A 17549-nucleotide genomic window follows, 5' to 3' on the forward strand; every position below is an offset into this window, starting at 1 on the left:
AGGCGTTGACGCCCCCTTGATGCGAAGGGCACCGACCTTGACGCGCCTCTGATTCCACGGCGCACCCCGCCACGACCGTCCCTTTTGTCCCTCCCGGAGGGGTTGGCGCTAAGACGGCGCAAAGGTTCCGGATCGGCCCGCAAGGAGGCCGTCAAGGAAGCACTTACACCCCGCTCACGTGGGGTTTCCTGTCACAGGCCGCCACCTGGCGGCGCCCACCGGATTCGTCCGGCGGATCAGAACTCTCGTTCGACTGGGGTGCGGTTCCCATGCAGGACCTGTTTTTCGTGGGGGTGACGGTCGTGGTGTTCGTCGTCCTCGCTCTGATCGTCAAGGGGGTGGAGCGGCTGTGAGCGCTGACAACATCGTCGGGCTGATCGTGTCCGTCGCCCTGGTCGCCTACCTCGTCGCGGCTCTGATCCGTCCGGAGAAGTTCTAGTGAACGCAACACTCGCGGGCTTCTTGCAGGCGTTTGCCCTCGTGGCCCTGCTGGCCCTGTCCTACCGCCCGCTGGGCGACTACATGGCCTACGTGCTCTCGACGCGCAAGCACTCGCGTGTCGAGCGCGGTATCTACCGGCTGATCGGCGTCGACGGCGACGCGGAGCAGACCTGGTCCGCATACCTGCGCTCGGTGCTGGCCTTCTCGTTCATATCCGTGGTCTTCCTCTACGGCTTCCAGCGGCTTCAGGAGCACCTGTGGCTGTCGCTGGGCTTCCCGGCGGTCTCGCCGGCGATGGCGTGGAACACCGCGGTCTCGTTCGTCACCAACACCAACTGGCAGTCGTACTCGGGTGAGGCGACGATGGGCCACCTGGTGCAGATGGCGGGCCTGGCGGTGCAGAACTTCCTGTCCGCGGCCGTCGGCATCGCGGTGGTGACCGCGCTGATCCGCGGGTTCATCCGGCACAAGTCCGACACGCTCGGCAACTTCTGGGTCGACCTGACCCGTCTGGTGCTGCGCGTGCTGCTGCCGATCTCGGTCGTCTTCGCGATCGTGCTGGTCGCGGGCGGCGTGGTCGAGAACATGCACGCCGCGCACGTCATCAACACCCTCTCGGGTGCGACGCAGTCGATCCCGGGCGGTCCGGTGGCCTCGCAGGAGGTCATCAAGGAGCTGGGCACCAACGGCGGTGGCTTCTACAACGCCAACTCGGCCCACCCGTTCGAGAACCCGAACGCCTTCACCAACCTGCTGGAGATCTACCTGCTGCTGGTGATCTCGTTCGCGCTGTGCCGCACGTTCGGCACCATGGTCAAGTCGCAGAAGCAGGGCTACGCGATCGTCTCGGTCATGGGCCTGTACTGGACGGCCTCCGCGGCGCTGATCACCTTCTTCGAGCACCAGCACTCGGGTGTGGCGGCGAAGATCGCGGGCGCGGCGATGGAGGGCAAGGAGGTCCGCTTCGGCATCCCCGCCTCCTCCCTGTTCGCCGCCTCGACGACGCTGACGTCCACCGGTGCGGTCAACTCGATGCACGACTCCTACACCCCGCTCGGCGGTGGCGTGACGATCCTGAACATGATGTTCGGTGAGATCGCCCCCGGCGGTACCGGTTCGGGCCTGTACGGCATCCTGGTGCTGGCGATCGTCACCGTGTTCGTCGCGGGTCTGATGGTCGGCCGCACGCCGGAGTACCTGGGCAAGAAGCTCGGTGCGCGGGAGATGAAGTTCGCCTCCCTGTACATCCTGACCACCCCGGCGATCGTGCTGTGCGGCACGGGCCTGGCGATGTCGCTGAGCGCCGGTCACGGCGGCGGCATGCTGAACACCGGCCCGCACGGCTTCTCCGAGGTGCTCTACGCGTTCACCTCGGCGGCCAACAACAACGGTTCGGCGTTCGCGGGCATCACGGTGACCAGCAACCACTGGCAGGAGGCCCTCGGCCTCGCCATGGCCTTCGGCCGGTTCCTGCCGATGGTGTTCGTGCTCGCGCTGGCCGGTTCGCTGGCCAAGCAGCAGCACACGCCGGAGTCCACCGGCACCCTCAAGACCCACAGCCCGCTCTTCGTCGGCATGCTCTCCGGCGTCGTCCTGATCGTCGTCGGGCTCACCTACTTCCCGGCGCTCGCGCTGGGTCCGCTCGCGGAGGGCCTCCACTGATGTCCACTCCCACGCTCAACGCTCCGGCGAACACGCCGGAGACCCCGCAGATCGAGCTCCCGGAGGAGCGTCGTATCGGTGGCGGCCTGCTCGACCCGAAGCAGCTGCTCAAGTCCTTCCCGGACGCGTGCAAGAAGCTCGACCCGCGGGTGATGTTCAAGAACCCGGTCATGTTCGTGGTCGAGGTCGGCTCGGTGCTGACCACGATCTCGGCGATCGAGAAGCCGTCGGTGTTCGCCTGGGTGATCACCGTCTGGCTCTGGCTCACCGTCGTCTTCGCCAACCTCGCCGAGGCCGTCGCGGAGGGCCGCGGCAAGGCGCAGGCCGACACGCTGCGCAAGACCCGTACCGACACCACCGCGCGCCGCGTCGTCGGCGACTGGACGCCCGGCGCGACCGGCGTGCGTGAGGAGGAGGTCTCCGCGACGCAGTTGCGGCTTGGCGACTTCGTGGTCGTCGAGGCCGGGCAGGTCATCCCGGGCGACGGTGACGTCGTCGAGGGCGTGGCCTCGGTCGACGAGTCGGCGATCACGGGTGAGTCCGCGCCGGTGATCCGCGAGTCCGGCGGTGACCGCAGCGCGGTGACCGGTGGCACGAAGGTCCTCTCGGACCGTGTCGTCGTGAAGATCACGTCCGAGCCGGGCAAGACCTTCATCGACCGCATGATCGCGCTCGTCGAGGGCGCGGCCCGGCAGAAGACGCCGAACGAGATCGCGCTCAACATCCTGCTCGCCTCGCTCACGATCGTGTTCCTGCTCGCGGTCGTCACGCTCCAGCCGATGGCGAAGTACGCGGGCGCCGAGCAGACGATCATCGTGCTGGTCTCGCTTCTGGTGGCGCTGATCCCGACCACCATCGGCGCCCTGCTCTCGGCGATCGGTATCGCCGGGATGGACCGCCTGGTCCAGCGCAACGTGCTGGCGATGTCCGGCCGCGCCGTCGAGGCCGCGGGCGACGTCTCCACCCTGCTGCTCGACAAGACCGGCACCATCACCTTCGGCAACCGCCAGGCCGCCGAGTTCGTCCCGGTCAGCGGCGTCGGCGAGGCCGACCTGGCCAACGCCGCCCAGCTCTCCTCCCTCGCGGACGAGACCCCCGAGGGCCGCTCCATCGTGGTGCTGGCCAAGGACAAGTACGGCCTGCGCGAGCGGGCCCAGGGCGAGCTCGCGCACGCCACCTGGATCGAGTTCACCGCCCAGACCCGCATGTCCGGCGTCGACGTCGACGGCGACCAGACCCGCAAGGGCGCGGCCGCGGCCGTGGCCAACTGGGTCAAGGAGAACGGCGGCTCGACCGACAACGAGCTGGATGTCGCGGTCGAGCGGATCTCCAACCTCGGCGGCACCCCGCTCGTCGTCGCGGAGAAGAAGGGCTCCGCGCCCGCCCGCGTCCTGGGTGTCATCTACCTGAAGGACGTGGTCAAGCCGGGCATCAAGGAGCGCTTCGCGGAGATGCGCGCCATGGGCATCAAGACGGTCATGATCACGGGTGACAACCCGCTCACGGCCGCCGCGATCGCCGAGGAGGCCGGCGTCGACGACTACCTCGCGGAGGCCACTCCCGAGGACAAGATGGCGCTGATCAAGAAGGAGCAGGAGGGCGGCCGCCTGGTCGCCATGACCGGCGACGGCACCAACGACGCCCCCGCGCTCGCGCAGGCGGACGTCGGTGTGGCCATGAACACCGGCACCTCGGCCGCCAAGGAGGCCGGGAACATGGTGGACCTGGACTCCAACCCCACCAAGCTCATCGAGATCGTCGAGATCGGCAAGCAACTCCTCATCACCCGAGGCGCGCTGACGACCTTCTCGATCGCCAACGACGTGGCCAAGTACTTCGCGATCATCCCCGCGATGTTCGCGAGCGTGTACCCGGGCCTCGGGCACCTCAACATCATGGGGCTGCACTCGCCGAAGTCCGCGATCACCTCGGCGATCATCTTCAACGCCCTGATCATCATCGGCCTGATCCCGCTCGCCCTGCGCGGCGTCCGCTACAAGCCCTCCTCCGCGCAGTCGCTGCTGCGCCGCAACCTCGGCCTCTACGGCATCGGCGGACTGATCCTGCCGTTCGTCGGCATCAAGGCGATCGACCTGATCGTCCAGTTCATCCCCGGCCTGCACTGACCAGAAGTGGTGTGACACACAATGGCTAAGCCCCTTCCGACCCCGGTTCGGAACCACCTCACCGGTCTGCGCCTCCTGCTGCTCTTCACGATCATCTGCGGGATCGCCTACCCCTTCGCGATCACCGGCATCTCGCAGGTGGCCTTCTCCCAGCAGGCCAACGGCTCGCTGGTCAAGGACGCCCACGGCAACGTCGTCGGCTCCTCGCTGATCGGGCAGAACTTCACCATCGTGTCGAAGGACGGCAAGTCCCAGACGCCCGACCCGAAGTTCTTCCAGTCCCGCCCCTCGGCGGCCGGCAGCCTCGGCTACGACCCCACGGCTTCGGCGGGCACCAACCTGGGCACCAACTCCCAGGTGCTGGTGAGCAACTACACCCAGCTGAAGTCCGACATCGCCAAGTTCAACAACGTCCCGGAGAGCCAGGTGCCGGCCGACGCGATCACCTCGTCCGGCTCCGGCCTGGACCCGGACATCAGCCCGGCCTACGCCGCCATCCAGGTCAAGCGCGTCGCCCAGGCCCGCGGCCTGTCCGTCGACAAGGTCCAGGCGCTCGTCAAGCAGTACACCCAGGACCGCACCCTCGGCTTCCTCGGCGAGCCCCGCGTGAACGTCCTGGAGCTCAACATCGCCCTGACCAAGCTCAGCTGAACTCCCGGTTCCGTCCGGCCGCGCGGCGCCTCCCCGCTCCGCGCGGCCGGACCTCGGACTCCAGAGACTCCAGCAACGAAACGGCGCTCCCGTGACCCGAATCCTGATCGTCGACGACGAACCGCAGATGCTGAAGGCCCTGCAGATCAACCTCCAGGCCCGCCACTACGCCGTGGCGACGGCCGCGGACGGCAGACGCGCGCTGCTGGAGGCGACGCAGAACCCTCCGGACGCGATCATCCTGGACCTCGGCCTGCCGCAGATCGACGGCCTCCAGGTGCTCCACGCGCTCCGCGCCTGGAGCCAGGTCCCGGTCATCGTCCTGTCCGGGCGCGCGGAGCTCGCCGAGAAGGTCGAGGCGCTCGACGCCGGCGCGGACGACTACGTCACCAAGCCGTTCGCCATGAACGAGCTGCTGGCCCGGCTGCGTGCGGCCCTGCGCCGCCCCACCCGGGCGGAGCAGCCCGGGCCGACCGCCGTCATCGGCGACTTCACCGTGGACGTCGCCGGCGCGGTCGTCCGCCGCGCCTCGGGCGGGGGCCCGGCCGTGCGGCTCACCCCGACCGAGTGGCGCATCCTGTCCGTCCTGCTGGCCAATCCTGGCCGGCTGGTGACGGGCCGACAGATCCTGCAGCAGGTCTGGGGGCCGGGGAACGAACGGAAGACCAACTACCTTCGCGTCTACTTCGCGGGCCTGCGCCGGAAGCTGGAACGGGACACGGCGCACCCGCGGCACCTGCTGACGGAGCCGGGGATGGGCTACCGCTTCGAACCCTGATCCGTCACCAGCTGGGCCACGCCGTCGCCGACGGACCAGTCGACGCGCTCGTTCTCGGTGAGCGTCACCACCACGTCCTGCGGACGGATGCCCGCGTCGGACTCGAGATTCGCGACGACGCGGCGGTAGAGGTCCTGCTTCTTCGCGTCGTCCCGTCCCCGGACGAGTGTGATCTGGACGAAGACCACGTCGCGGCGCTCCACGCCGAGGTAGTGCCCGTCGAAGACGAGTTCGTGGGCCGGGTGGGTGGTGAGGATCTGGAAGCGGTCGTCCTCCGGGATGCCGATGGCGTCCACCAGCGCACGGTGGACGCCGCCGGAGATGGCCCGGAGCGTCTCGGGGGACTTGTCGGAGCGGGCGTCGATACGGACGAGCGGCACGGTCGCCTCCGAAACAGAGTGTTCGATGAATTGCGAACATAACACTGTTTGATGTTCGTCGAACACCCTTCGGTGTGTCAGGCGGGTCGGGACGGCCGTTTGTCGGACCCGCGGTCTAGGCTCGTTCCACGCCAAGGCTAGGGAGGACGTGCCGTGTCCAAGGTCCGGGTTCACAACTTCAGCGTCTCGCTCGACGGGTACGCCACCGGCGAGGGGCTGACCTTCGACGCGCCGTTCGGGCACGCCGGGTCGAGGCTGCACCAGTGGTTCTTCGGCACCAGCACGTTCCGCGCCATGCAGGGCGCACCGGACGGCAGCGCCGGGGTCGACGAGGCCTTCGCCGGGCGGTGGGGCGAGGGGATCGGCGCGGAGATCATGGGGCGGGGCAAGTTCGGCCCGCAGCAGGGGCCGTGGGAGGACGAGGAGTGGCGGGGCTGGTGGGGCGAGAACCCCCCGTTCCACACGCCCGTCTTCGTGCTGACGCACCATCTGCGGCCCTCGGTGACGATGGAGGGCGGCACCACCTTCCACTTCGTCGACGCCTCCCCGAGGGAGGCCCTGGAGCTGGCGCGGGAGGCGGCCGGCGGGCTGGACGTCCGCATCGGCGGCGGGCCGACGACGGTGCGGGAGTTCCTCGTGGAGGATCTCGTCGACCACCTCCACGTGGTCGTCGTCCCCATCGTGCTGGGCCGGGGCGTCAGTCTCTGGGAGGGGTTGGAGGGTCTCGACGAACGGTTCGACGTCGAGTCGGTGACGACGCCCAGCGGGGTCACCCATCTGACGTTCACCCGTCCGAAGCAGTCATGACCGCGCACGTCACCTCGCGTGACGGCACCGCCCTGGCCGTCGACACCTTCGGCCACGGCGCTCCCGTGGTGCTGATCGGCGGCGCGTTCAACGACCGCTCCACCGTCGCCGCGCTCGGCGCGGAGCTCGCCCCGCACTTCACCGTGGTCAGCTACGACCGCCGTCGGCGCGGCTCCAGCGGCGACCGCGCCGAGGACTACCGGATCGCGGCCGAACTGGACGATCTGGCGGCGGTGCTCGCCCACGTGGGCGGCCGGGCCGCCGTCTTCGGGCACTCCTCCGGCGCTACGCTCGCGCTCGACGCCGCGGCCGCCGGCCTGCCCGTCGACCGGCTCGCCGTCTACGAGCCGTCCTTCTGCGCGGACCCGGCGCTGCCCCGCCCCGCGGCGGACGTCTACGACCGGCTCCGCGCCCTGGTCGTGGCCGGTGAGCGCGAGGCGGCGACGGAGCTCTTCCTCGGGGAGGTCATCGGCCTCCCCGAGGAGGCGGTGGCCGGCCTGCGCAAGGGCGACGGCTGGCCGTTCCTCGTCGACAAGGCCCCGAGCCTGCCCTACGACCTGCTACTCAGTGAGCCGTGGCGGGTCCTGCCGCCGGAGCGCATCGCCGGCGTCCGCGTGCCGACGCTCGCCGCCTTCGGCGACGGCACCTCCCCGTGGCTCTCCGCCGCCACCCGCGCGGTCGCCTCGACGGTCCCGGGTGCGGAACTCCACGTCCTGCCCGGCGAGGACCACGGCATCCTCCAGCGCCCGCAGGCTCTGGCCCCACTGCTCGTCACCTTCTTCAGCGCAGCACCAGCAGGTCCATCCAGCTGACCGCCGGCTGCGCCGGCCCTTCGGCCGCGGCGGCGCGCAGGCGGGCGAGGCCGCGGGCGTAGGCGTCGTCGGACAGGGCCCGCAGCTTGGAGTCCGCCTCGCGGTCGATCCGGGCGGCGAACTCGGCCAGCGTGGGGGCCGACTGCTGCGGCAGCGACCGCAGGGCTGTCCGGCGGAAGCCGGCCGCGGCGAACGCCGTCGTCACGGCCTCGACGCTCGGGTAGCCGTCGATGCCGTGCGCGGTCTCCGGAAAGAAACGGACCCTCAGGTCGTCCGCGCAGCGCCCGGGAAACGTGTTCCGGATCAGGACGGGCGCGCCCGGCCTCAGCGCCCGGCGCAGCTCCCGCGCGGCGGCCTCCAGATCGCCGATGTGGTGGATCACCGAGCCCAGCCAGGCGGCGTCCGCGCTCGCGTCGGCCACGGGCAGTGCTTCGGCCCGGCCCTCCAGCGCCTCCACCTGACCCGGAACAGCGGGGATCAGCCCGCGCATCGCCGCCGCCGGCTCGACGGCGAGCACCCGCGCACCGAACCACGCGTGGAACGCGGCCGCGAAGGCGCCCGTCCCGGCGCCGACATCGAGCACGGTCTGACCGGCCCGCAGTCCGGCCTCCTCCGCGACGGCCTCCCGCCAGGCCGTCAGCCCCTCGAGCGGGATCTCCCGCGCGGCGCGGTACCGCGCCGCGGCTTCGACGTCGTACGTGCCTGATGCCATGGACTCGGTCCGATCTTCCTCGGGGCGCTGCGGGCCCACATCGTGTCAGGTCCGCGCGGCGGCCTGCCGAGGCGTCCACATCGGCGCGACCGAGCGGGCGGTGGCGCAACGTCAGACGGCCCTGGTCCCGGCCCCGGCCCCGGCGGACCCGGCGCTCGACTCGTTCGGCCGTCAGGTGTGCCCGCGTGGGCCCAGCACGTAGTGCTGCGCCGAGCCCCTCCTCACGGTCCACGTCCCGCCGTCCTGACGCCCCTGGTACGCGGGCAGGCCGACCCTTGACGCCCGCCTCACAGGCCCTTGCCGGCGTAGGCGTACAGCTCGTCCATGAACCGGCTCGTCGGTGGCGACGGGTACCGCGCCTGGTTCCACTCGTGCCAGAGCCCGCCCGGGGCGAGGAACCGGGCGGCGTGGTCGCCGCCCGTGCGGCCGTCGATGTGGAGCAGCGCGCTGATCGCCCAGTGCTGGTCGTACTGGCAGTCGGGCTGTCGCAGCCAGTGGTCCAGGTAGGCGGTGAGGTACGCGGCGTCCTCGTCGGTGCCGAAGCGGGCGAGGGCGAAGCAGTAGCCTTGGCCGGCGAAACAGGTCTCGCTCCGTATGAGCAGGTCGCCGAGGACGTCACGGAAGTACGCGCGGCGGTCGACGCCGATCAGCCACGACGCCGTCAGGGCCGGCCGCCACCCGGTGTTCAGCAGTCGTTCGAGGTGGTCATCGGAGATGTCCCGTGCGTCGGCGCGCAGCGCCTGGAGAAACGGCGTGCGTTCGCTCCTGTCCTCCCCGGCGAAGTTGCCGTGCAGGAGCCGCAGGTACCGGCCGACGCCCTCCGAGGCGCCCGTCGTCACATAGCGCTCGATGATGTCGGGGGTGGCCGGGACGGCGGGGCGAGGCTGTCGCATGGCCACATCCTGGGCCATGGCCCGCCCACCACGCACGTGGTTACCCGGCTGCTTCCCGGTCCGGAGGGGTGTGCCGGCGGCAGACGAGGGGACGGCCGGGAGCCTGGTGGCCGCCCGTGGCGAGCATGCGGGCCTCGCCGCGGTCGCTGATCTCGGCGCGGACGATGCCGCTGTCGTCGGTGTAGACGGGGTGCCCGCCCGGGCCGGTGGTGCCGACCGGGCGGACGACCACGGTGTCCTCGCCGCCGTCGGGAAGGGAGAAGACCAGGTCGTAGGTGGTGTCGTCGGTGCCGGTCATGATCGCCTCCTCACCGGGCATGGTTCCAGTCTGCGGCACGAGAACGACGGTGGCCTCTCCTATGATCGGACGCATGGGTCGATGGGAGCCGAACGGGCGCGGCAGGCTGGAGCAGGCGGCACTGGAGCTCTACGTCGAGCACGGCTTCGAGCGGACCACCGTCGCCGAGATCGCCGCGCGGGCCGGGCTGACCGAGCGGACCTTCTTCCGGCACTTCGCCGACAAGCGCGAGGTGCTTTTCGGCGGCTCCGAACTGCTCCGGCAGCGCATGGTCGACGCGGCCACCGCCGCACCCGCCGGGGCCACGCCGCTGGAGGCCGTCGGGGCGGGGCTGGACGCGGTGGGAGAGGTGTTCCGGGAACGGCACGCCCACGCCCCACGCCGCGCGACCGTGATCGCCGCCAACCCCGAACTGCGCGAACGCGAGTTGATCAAACTCGCCACGCTCGCCGCGGCCCTCGCCGACACCCTCCGGGAGCGCGGCGTCGCCGAACCGGCCGCGAGCCTCGCGGCACAGTCCGGCATCACCGTCTTCCACGTTGCCTTCCAGCAGTGGATCGCCGACGACGAGGAGCGCGACCTCGGTCTGCTGATGCGCGCAGGCCTCGACGAGCTGCGAGCCGTGACCCGCGCGGGCTGACACGCGGCCGAGGCCGGCGAGCCCGGTCAGGGCCCGCCGGCATCCGTCGCGCGGGGGCGACCGTGGGCGGTCAGTTCACGGTGAACGATGTCCCGCTCGTCGCGTCTCCCGCCAGCAGCGTGTACGAGCCGGGCTCGACCACCTGCCCGCCGTCACCGTTCACGTCGCCCTCGGTGTGGGCGAGCAGTGACAGCGGCACCTGGATCGTGACCGTCGTCCGCGCGCCCGCGTCCAGATGGACGCGGGTGAAGCCGACCAGCCACTTGGCCGGTGTCAGCACCTGGCTGACCGGCTGCGACACGTACAGCGGCACGACCTCGTCCCCGGCCACCGAGCCGGTGTTCGCGACCGGCACGCTCACGGAGATCGCTCCGTGTGCGCCGGTGCTGGTGCGGTCCGGCGTCGGCGAGCCGATCTGCCAGGAGGTGTAGGAGAGGCCCGCGCCGAAGGCGAACAGAGGGCTGTAGCCGGAGTCCGTGCCCCCGTTGGTGCCGGGGAGCTGGGTGTAGAACTCGGGCTCGTTGCCGATCGCCTTGGGCCAGGAGACAGGGAGGCGGCCGCTCGGGTTCGCCTTGCCGTAGAGGATGTCGGCGACGGCGTGTCCGCCCTCCGTCCCCGGCAGCCAGGCCATCAGCAGACCCGCGGTCTGCGCCGCACTGCCCAGCACCAGCGGCCGGTCCGCGACGACGACCACCACGACCGGCTTGCCGGTCGCCTGCAGGGCCGCGACCTCGGCCTGCTGGTCTGCCGCGAGCGACGGGTCCGGCTGGTCGTTCGGCCCCTCCGCGCCCGGCGTGTTGCCGACCACGACCACCGCCGCGTCCGCGCCCTTGAGGTCGCTGACCGCCGCGTTCGCGTCGGCCTGGTAGTCGATCGAGGTCCCGGCCGGAGCGCCCTCGCGCAGACCCGCCAGCACCGTCGTGCCGCCGACGTCCGTGCCGCTGGGGACGCCCTGCCAGCCGATGGTCCACCCACCCATCTGGTTGTCGATGTCGTCCGCGTTCGGCCCGGTGACCACGATCTTCTTCACCGAGGAGCCGAACGGCAGCACTCCGCCCTGGTTGCGCAGCAGCACCGAGGACTCGGTGGCGGCCTGCCGGGCCAGCGGCAGGTCCGCGCCGTCGACGACCCCGTCCGCCTTCGAGGCGTCGACGTACGGGTGCTCGAACAGGCCCAGGCGGAACTTCATGGTGAGGATCCGGGAGACGGCTTGGTCGATCCGCTGCTCGGAGAGCAGACCGCGCTGGACGGCGGCGAGCGTCGAGTCGGTGAAGTCCGTGGCGTTGGTGGGCTCCATCGCCATGTCCACCCCGGCGTTGACCGCCTTGGCGATCGCCTCTGGGTAGTCGGCGGCGATGTGGTAAGCCGTCTGCAGGTTGCGGACGTCGCTCCAGTCGCTCACCACGACGCCGTCGAAGTGGAACTGGTCGCGCAGCACGGTGGTGAGCAGGTAGTGCGAGGCGGTCACCGGAACGCCGTCGACCGCGCCGGAGTCGGCCATCACGCTCAGCGCGCCCGCGCCGATCGCCTGCTTGTAGGCCGGCAGGATCGTGTCCTGCAGGTAGCGCGCGGAGAAGTCGGCGGGCACCCGGTCGTGGCCGTTCAGCGGCTGCGAGTACCCGGCGAAGTGCTTGACCGTGGCGGCGATGCGGGTGCCGCTGGAGGCGTCCTGCAAACCGGTGACGGCGGAGGCGGCCATGGTGCCGGTCAGCAGTGGGTCCTCGGAGAAGGTCTCGTAGTACCGGCCCCAGCGCTGGTCCCTGGCGATCTCGGTGACCGGCCCGAAGGCCCAGTTGATGCCGGTGGCGGCCACGGCGCGCTGCGTGGACTGCTCGACGCCGGTCTCCAGCGCCGGGTCCCAGGTGGCTCCCATGCCGATCTGCTGCGGGAACATGGTCGCGCCCAGCACGTTGTTGTGCCCGTGCACGGCGTCGATGCCGTAGAGGATCGGGATGTGCAGGCGTGAGTTCGTGATCGCGTAGCGCTGGAGGGCGTTGGTCAGGTCGGCCCAGTCTTTGGCCGTGTTGACGGCGGGTGGCATGCCGCCGCCGGAGAGGATCGAGCCGGCCGCGTTGTCGACCAGGACACTGTGCAGGCAGGCGTCGTTGAGGGCGCCGCCGCTCCAGTTGCAGGTGCCCTGGACGGTGACCAGGGCCTCCTGGTCCATCTGGCCGATCTTCTCGCGCAGCGTCATCCGGTGCAGCAGGTCGGCGACGCGGTCCGGGATCGGGGCGTGGGCGTCGAGGTAGCGGGGCGTGCGGTCGGCGGCGGGGGCGGGCGCGGCGGCGACGCCGGTGAGGACCCCGCCGAGCAGGGCGAGTCCGGTGATCGTTGCGAGGTGACGACGTGCTGGGCGCACAGGCTCTTCCAATCCGTGTGATGGGACGTGAAGGGATGGACGGGCGTCACGACACGAACTGGAAGGCGAGTCAACCGCCGTGGCGTGGCCGCGTCAATCTCTTGAACAGAGAGCGCTCTACTTGGCGTGTTCTCGACGGTTGCCCGGTTTCAGCCGTTAGTTCTTGAACCAAGGGCGCCGGGTTCCGGGGCCGCCGGGCCGGGGAAACCCCACCCAGGGAAAAGTCCGCACACGGTTCGATCCCCGGGAGGCGGTCATGCGGCCCGTCACAGTGACGGTCACGGCCGGCGCGGTCACGGCCCTGATCGCGGCGGCGCTCGTCCTGCCTGCCGCGCCCGCGTCCGCACCCGGCCCTGTTCCCGCCCGCGCCTCGGCGGCGACGCTACAGGTCGGTTCGGTCACCCTGGCGGCGTGCGAGACCGCGCCGAGGGGCTGGTGCGGCACGGTCGCGGAGCCGCTCGACCGCACCGATCCGGCAAGCCCCACCCTCGACGTGGGCTTCGAGTGGTACCCGGCGAGCGCCGCCGCCCAGGGCACTGTGGTCGCCGTCGACGGCGGCCCCGGCTATGGCTCCACCGCCTCCCGCGCCGCCTACCTCGCCCTGCTCGGCCCGCTCCGCGCCGCCCGGAACCTGCTCGTCTTCGACCTGCGCGGCACTGGCCGTTCGCAGCCCGTCAGCTGCGCGGCGCTGCAGCACAGCCAGGGCTCGACCGACACCGACGCCTTCCGCCGGGCCGTCGCCGCCTGCGGCGACCAGCTCGACCACACCTGGAAGCACGCCGACGGCAGCTGGATCCACGCCGCGTACCTCTTCGGCACCGCCAACGCCGCCCGCGACCTGGCCGACGTGCTGCAACGCCTCGCGCTACCGAAGGTCGACCTGTACGGCGACTCCTACGGCACCTGGTTCGCCCAGACCTACGCCTCCCGCTACCCGGGGACGCTGAACTCCGTCACGCTGGACGCCTCCTTCGAGGTGCTCGGCCTCGACCCCTGGTACGCGTCCAGCCTCACCACCGCCCGCGCCGCGTTCGGTCTCGCCTGCCAACGCTCCGCCGCCTGCGCGGCGGGCGCCCCGCGCGACCCCTGGACGGCGATCTCCCAGCTCGCCGCGCAGCTGCGCACGGCGCCCGTCACCGGCACCACCACGAACCTGAAGGGACACGCCGTCACCGAGACGGTCACCACCGCCACGCTGCTGGACCTTGTTGCCGACGCCGGCTTCGACCCGGCCGTCTACCAGGCCCTGCCCGCGGCCGCCGACGCCGCGCTCGACCGCGGCGACACGGCGCCGTTGCTGCGTCTGGCCGCGCAGTCGCTCGCCTACGACAACACCACGCCGGCCCCGCCCACCTACTCCGACGGTCTGTACTTCGCCGTCGCCTGCACCGACTACCCGCAGCTGTTCTCCATGGGCGCGACCACCGCCCAGCGGGCGCGACAGCTCCAGCAGGCTGTCGCGGCCCAACCGGCAGGCGCCTTCGCGCCGTTCACCGCCGCCGAGTGGACCGGCGTGAACGCCTACACCAACACCTTCACCGGCTGTCTCGACTGGCCCGCGCCGGTCCACAGCGACCCGCCGATCACGGCGACGCCGCCGCTGGTGCCCGCGACGGTGCCGGTGCTCGTGCTCGGCGGCGACCTGGACTCGCTGACACCGGCCGCCGGAGGCGCGCGGGTGGCCGGGCAGCTGGGGCCCTCGGCCCGGTTCGTCACGGTGCCGAACCTGACCCACATCACGGCCATGGCGGACCCCGCCCGGCCCGGCCAGGAGGCATGCGGGCAGAGCCTGTACCGGCAGTTCACCGCCGATCCGGCCGCGCTCGGCTCTCTGGACACCTCCTGCACCGCGCGCACCACCCCGATCGACACCCTCGCCGACTACCCCGCGACGCTGGACGGGGTCACCGCGGCCACGGCCGGGGCGGGCAACCAGGCGGATGCTGCCGCGCTGCGGGCGGCCGCGACGGGCGTCGCCACCGTCGACGACGCCCTCACCCGCTACGGCTACCTCGCTGCCGGGCACGACTCCGGTCTGCGCGGCGGGAGTTGGTCCGCCTCGGGCACGGACACCGTCAGCTTCGCCTTCTCGGGTACGCGGTGGGTCGCCGACGCGAGCACCGACGGAACGGCACGGTGGGACCAGGCCGACGGCAGCGTCACCGCGCGGCTCACGGTCCACCGCGACGCGGGACCGGACGTCACGGTGACCGCCACCTGGAACACCGCCGCGCCGACACCCACGGTCACCCTCACTGGCACCGTGACCGGCGCGTCCCTCCAGGGCACGATGGCGCAGCCGTGACGCCGAACGCCGTCACGCCATGAGCCGTCGGGATCCGCGGAACCGCGGGGCGTGAACAGGCGTCACACGGGCAGCAAAGGAGGGGTGGGACACAGGGGGGTGGCATGGCCGGCTGGATGACGCACGAGCCCGGTGTGGTCGTCGGCGCGCTCGGCATGGGCGTGACGGTGGCCTCGGCGGTCGTGGCCGTGCGCCTGGTCAAGCGGTGGGTCTGGCGGGTGCGGGCGCTGGCGGCCGGGTTCGCGGCCGAGGGCCGCGTTCTGGAGGTCGACCACGAACCCGGAGACCAGGGCCGGGAGGCGGTCACCCGCACCGTGGTCTGGTTCTACGCCCACGACGGACGCGAGTTCCGTGTCGAGGACGGCACCGGCCGCCCGCGCGTGCTGGGCGAACCCATAGCGCTGCGCTACCTGCCGGACCGGCCCCAGTGGGCGGTCGTCGCCGAGGAGGGCAAGGGCACCTTCGACGTCGTGCTGGTCCTGGTCTTCTGCACGTTCTCCGCCCTGGCCGGGGTGGTCGGCCTGCTCGTCGGACTGCACCTGCTGGTGCACCACTGACCGACCCACTGACCGACCCACTGACCGACCCACTGACCGACCCACTGACCGACCCACTGACCGACCCACTGACCGGCCGTCATCGCCGTTTTGGGGGCTGACGCGTCACGGTCAGGTGTGGTTGGGTGGCATCCGACGGCTGCCGAGGGCCGACAGCCGAGGATCGAGTACGGAGGTGGAGCGGTGGAGCGTCCCGAGGCCGAGGACTGGATGAAGGCGCAGGACGCGGAGGTCGCGCGGGTGGACCTGCGGACCGACATCGCGCACTCCGCCCGCGTGTACGACTACATGCTGGGCGGCAAGACCAACTTCCCCGCCGACCGCGTCGCGGGCGAGAAGATCATCGCCGACTGGCCCGCCTCGCGCGACTCCGCGCAGGCCGCGCGCGCCGTCATGCACCGGATGGTCCGTCGGCTCGCCTCCGTGCACGGGATGCGGCAGTTCCTCGACATCGGCACCGGGATCCCGACGGCGCCCAACCTGCACGAGGTGGCGCAGGCCGTCGACCCGGCCTGCCGGATCGTCTACGTCGACAACGACCCGATCGTGCTGACCCACGCCCGCGCGCTGCTCACCGGCGCTCCCGAGGGCCGCACCGCCTACATCGACGGCGACCTGCGCGAGCCGGGCAAGATCCTCGCGGACGCGGCCCTGTGCGAGACCCTGGACCTGGCGCAGCCGGTGGCGCTGACGCTGATCAACCTGGTCCACTTCCTCTCCGACGAGGCCGCGCTGCCGCTGGTCCGGGAGCTGGTCGCGGCGCTGCCGCCGGGCAGCTTCCTCGCCCTGACGGCCGGCACGGCGGACACCGCGCCGGAGCGCGCGGCCATCGCCTCGCGTCGCTACCGGGAGGCGGGCATCGAGAACCACCTGCGCACCCGCGCCCGGGTGGAGGCGTTCTTCGCGGGCCTGGAGCTGGAGCAGCCCGGCGTCGCCCTGATCACCCACTGGCACCCGGACCCGGCGGACGGCCCCACGCTGCCCGACCACGAGGTGATGGCCTACGCGGGCCTGGCCCGCAAGCCGTAGCCGCCGGCCCGTCAGCCCGTCAGCCCGCCGGCCCGCCGGACGGTGGCCGATGCCCGCCGGTGGACGGGTTTCCGTGACCTGTCGCCCTTTCTACGGTCTCCTCTGCGGAGGGTTCTGCCGGAGGCACGGGAAGGGAACGGCGATGGAACTGGAGCTGCGGCACTTGCGGGTGCTGTGCGCGATAGCCGACGCGGGCAGCGTGGGCCGGGCGGCGGCCGCGCTCGGGCAGTCGCAGCCCGCGATGAGCACCCAGCTGCGGCGGATCGAACGCTTCCTCGGCGAGGCGCTGTTCGAGCGCCGGGCCTCCGGGGTTGCGCCCACCCAGTACGGCGCGGAGGTCCTGGTCCAGGCCCGGGAGGTGCTGGCGCGGGTCGCGGCCATCGGGAGCCGGCCGCAGGGCCCGCCCGGGGAGGCGCGGCGCACCCTGCGCCTGGCCGCGACCAACTCCTCGATCCTGCCCGGCATGGTGGCCAGGGCCCGGGGCCGGATGCCCGACGTCGCCCTCTCGGTGAGCAGCGTGTACGCCTCCTCCGCCATCGTGGACCTGCTGGAGCGCGGCGAGGTCGACGCGGCCATCGCGGCCGACTACCCGGGCCTGCCGCTGTGTCACTCGGACGCGGTCACGCACCGCGGCATCGTCACCGAGCCGGTCTTCGTCGCGCTGCCGGCCCGGCACCGGCTGCGCTACCAGTCGGAGGTGGAGCTCGCGGACCTCGCCGAGGACGCCTGGTTCGTGACGCCGGACGACGGCGCGGGCTGGCCCGGGGTGTTCCACGACGCCTGTGCGGCGGCCGGGTTCCAGCCGCACGCAGTGCACGAGTTCATCGGTGACCGGCACCAGCTCCAGTCGATGATCGCCGACGGGCTCGGCGTCTCCCTGGTCCAGGCGACGCTCCGGCCGATCGCGGACGTCCTGGTCAAGCCGCTGGCCGGGACGCCACTGTGGTGCCGCTACGTGCTGGCGTGGTGTCCGGACCGGGTGGGCGAGCAGCTCGCGGAGACCCTGTTCGGCGCGGCGACGGCCACCCACCACGAACTTCTGTCCCGGGCTCCGCATTTCCAGGCGTGGGCGTCGGCGACGTGAACGTCAGGGGGCGTG

Annotated in this window: 17 protein-coding genes and 1 pseudogene; 13 read left to right on the top strand and 5 right to left on the bottom strand. The window is 71.7% G+C overall.

Features of this window, described 5'->3' with window-relative positions; genetic code table 11:
• Nucleotides 1-349 precede the first annotated feature (349 nt).
• From kdpF to ABH931_RS05050, 5 genes are all read left to right on the top strand, one after another.
• Nucleotides 350-439, top strand: coding sequence for a K(+)-transporting ATPase subunit F (kdpF, locus tag ABH931_RS05030; RefSeq protein WP_042364094.1), 90 nt, complete (start codon nucleotides 350-352; stop codon nucleotides 437-439).
• Nucleotides 439-2103, top strand: a complete 1665-nt coding sequence (kdpA, locus tag ABH931_RS05035) for a potassium-transporting ATPase subunit KdpA (protein ID WP_370110273.1) — start codon at nucleotides 439-441, stop codon at nucleotides 2101-2103. Before kdpF ends, kdpA begins: the two co-directional genes overlap by 1 nt.
• Nucleotides 2103-4229 (top strand): potassium-transporting ATPase subunit KdpB, encoded by a 2127-nt coding sequence (gene kdpB, locus ABH931_RS05040; RefSeq protein ID WP_370110275.1) that lies wholly within the window; start codon nucleotides 2103-2105, stop codon nucleotides 4227-4229. The genes kdpA and kdpB overlap by 1 nt, the downstream gene beginning before the upstream one ends.
• 21 nt (nucleotides 4230-4250) lie before the next feature.
• Entirely contained in the window at nucleotides 4251-4880 is a 630-nt protein-coding gene (gene kdpC / locus ABH931_RS05045; RefSeq protein WP_370110277.1) for a potassium-transporting ATPase subunit KdpC, read from the top strand.
• Nucleotides 4881-4971: 91 nt separating this feature from the next.
• Complete coding sequence (locus ABH931_RS05050) at nucleotides 4972-5658, top strand: response regulator (RefSeq protein WP_370110279.1); 687 nt, start codon at nucleotides 4972-4974, stop codon at nucleotides 5656-5658.
• On the opposite strand, the gene ABH931_RS05055 is transcribed toward ABH931_RS05050, so the two are convergent.
• Nucleotides 5640-6038, bottom strand: coding sequence for a tautomerase family protein (locus ABH931_RS05055; RefSeq protein WP_370110280.1), 399 nt, complete (start codon nucleotides 6036-6038; stop codon nucleotides 5640-5642). The genes ABH931_RS05050 and ABH931_RS05055 overlap by 19 nt on opposite strands.
• 153 nt (nucleotides 6039-6191) lie before the next feature.
• On the opposite strand from ABH931_RS05055, the gene ABH931_RS05060 reads away from it, so the two are divergent.
• Together ABH931_RS05060 and ABH931_RS05065 are read left to right on the top strand one after the other, a co-directional pair.
• Nucleotides 6192-6845, top strand: a complete 654-nt coding sequence (locus tag ABH931_RS05060; protein WP_370110282.1) for a dihydrofolate reductase family protein — start codon at nucleotides 6192-6194, stop codon at nucleotides 6843-6845.
• Complete coding sequence (locus ABH931_RS05065; RefSeq protein WP_370110283.1) at nucleotides 6842-7657, top strand: alpha/beta fold hydrolase; 816 nt, start codon at nucleotides 6842-6844, stop codon at nucleotides 7655-7657. Before ABH931_RS05060 ends, ABH931_RS05065 begins: the two co-directional genes overlap by 4 nt.
• Here ABH931_RS05065 and ABH931_RS05070 read toward each other — a convergent pair.
• The 3 genes from ABH931_RS05070 to ABH931_RS05080 all read right to left on the bottom strand — a co-directional run bounded on the left by ABH931_RS05070 (nucleotide 7626) and on the right by ABH931_RS05080 (nucleotide 9581).
• Nucleotides 7626-8369: a methyltransferase domain-containing protein gene (locus ABH931_RS05070; RefSeq protein ID WP_370110285.1), complete on the bottom strand. Its 744-nt coding sequence runs from the start codon at nucleotides 8367-8369 to the stop codon at nucleotides 7626-7628. The genes ABH931_RS05065 and ABH931_RS05070 overlap by 32 nt on opposite strands.
• A gap of 287 nt (nucleotides 8370-8656) precedes the next feature.
• Nucleotides 8657-9262 carry a DUF6000 family protein gene (locus ABH931_RS05075; RefSeq protein WP_370110287.1) on the bottom strand — a complete coding sequence of 202 codons (606 nt, stop codon included), beginning with the start codon at nucleotides 9260-9262 and terminating at the stop codon, nucleotides 8657-8659.
• Nucleotides 9263-9302: 40 nt separating this feature from the next.
• Nucleotides 9303-9581 carry a DUF6296 family protein gene (locus ABH931_RS05080; protein WP_370110288.1) on the bottom strand — a complete coding sequence of 93 codons (279 nt, stop codon included), beginning with the start codon at nucleotides 9579-9581 and terminating at the stop codon, nucleotides 9303-9305.
• 52 nt (nucleotides 9582-9633) lie between these two features.
• Between ABH931_RS05080 and ABH931_RS05085 the strand changes: the two genes are divergently transcribed.
• Entirely contained in the window at nucleotides 9634-10200 is a 567-nt protein-coding gene (locus ABH931_RS05085; protein WP_370110290.1) for a TetR/AcrR family transcriptional regulator, read from the top strand.
• Between the two features lie 70 nt (nucleotides 10201-10270).
• On the opposite strand, the gene ABH931_RS05090 is transcribed toward ABH931_RS05085, so the two are convergent.
• The gene (locus tag ABH931_RS05090; RefSeq protein WP_370110291.1) at nucleotides 10271-12559 is read right to left on the bottom strand and encodes a glycoside hydrolase family 3 N-terminal domain-containing protein; all 2289 of its coding nucleotides are present in this window, start codon (nucleotides 12557-12559) and stop codon (nucleotides 10271-10273) included.
• Nucleotides 12560-12815: 256 nt separating this feature from the next.
• On the opposite strand from ABH931_RS05090, the gene ABH931_RS05095 reads away from it, so the two are divergent.
• The 5 genes and pseudogenes from ABH931_RS05095 to ABH931_RS05115 all read left to right on the top strand — a co-directional run bounded on the left by ABH931_RS05095 (nucleotide 12816) and on the right by ABH931_RS05115 (nucleotide 17534).
• Nucleotides 12816-14864 (top strand): alpha/beta hydrolase, encoded by a 2049-nt coding sequence (locus tag ABH931_RS05095; RefSeq protein WP_370110293.1) that lies wholly within the window; start codon nucleotides 12816-12818, stop codon nucleotides 14862-14864.
• A gap of 104 nt (nucleotides 14865-14968) precedes the next feature.
• Nucleotides 14969-15421 (top strand): DUF3592 domain-containing protein, encoded by a 453-nt coding sequence (locus ABH931_RS05100; RefSeq protein WP_370110294.1) that lies wholly within the window; start codon nucleotides 14969-14971, stop codon nucleotides 15419-15421.
• 34 nt (nucleotides 15422-15455) lie between these two features.
• A pseudogene (locus tag ABH931_RS05105) lies at nucleotides 15456-15635 on the top strand (hypothetical protein); the annotation flags it as partial.
• A complete protein-coding gene (locus ABH931_RS05110; RefSeq protein WP_370110295.1) occupies nucleotides 15605-16450 on the top strand; it encodes an SAM-dependent methyltransferase in 846 nt (281 codons plus the stop codon). The pseudogene ABH931_RS05105 and the gene ABH931_RS05110, both read left to right, overlap by 31 nt.
• Nucleotides 16451-16592: 142 nt before the next feature.
• On the top strand, nucleotides 16593-17534 hold the full coding sequence (locus tag ABH931_RS05115; protein WP_370110296.1) for a LysR substrate-binding domain-containing protein: 942 nt from the start codon (nucleotides 16593-16595) through the stop codon (nucleotides 17532-17534).
• The last annotated feature ends 15 nt before the right edge of the window (nucleotides 17535-17549 follow it).

It is taken from the genome of Streptacidiphilus sp. MAP12-33 (genome assembly GCF_041261265.1).
Lineage (GTDB): Bacteria > Actinomycetota > Actinomycetes > Streptomycetales > Streptomycetaceae > Streptacidiphilus.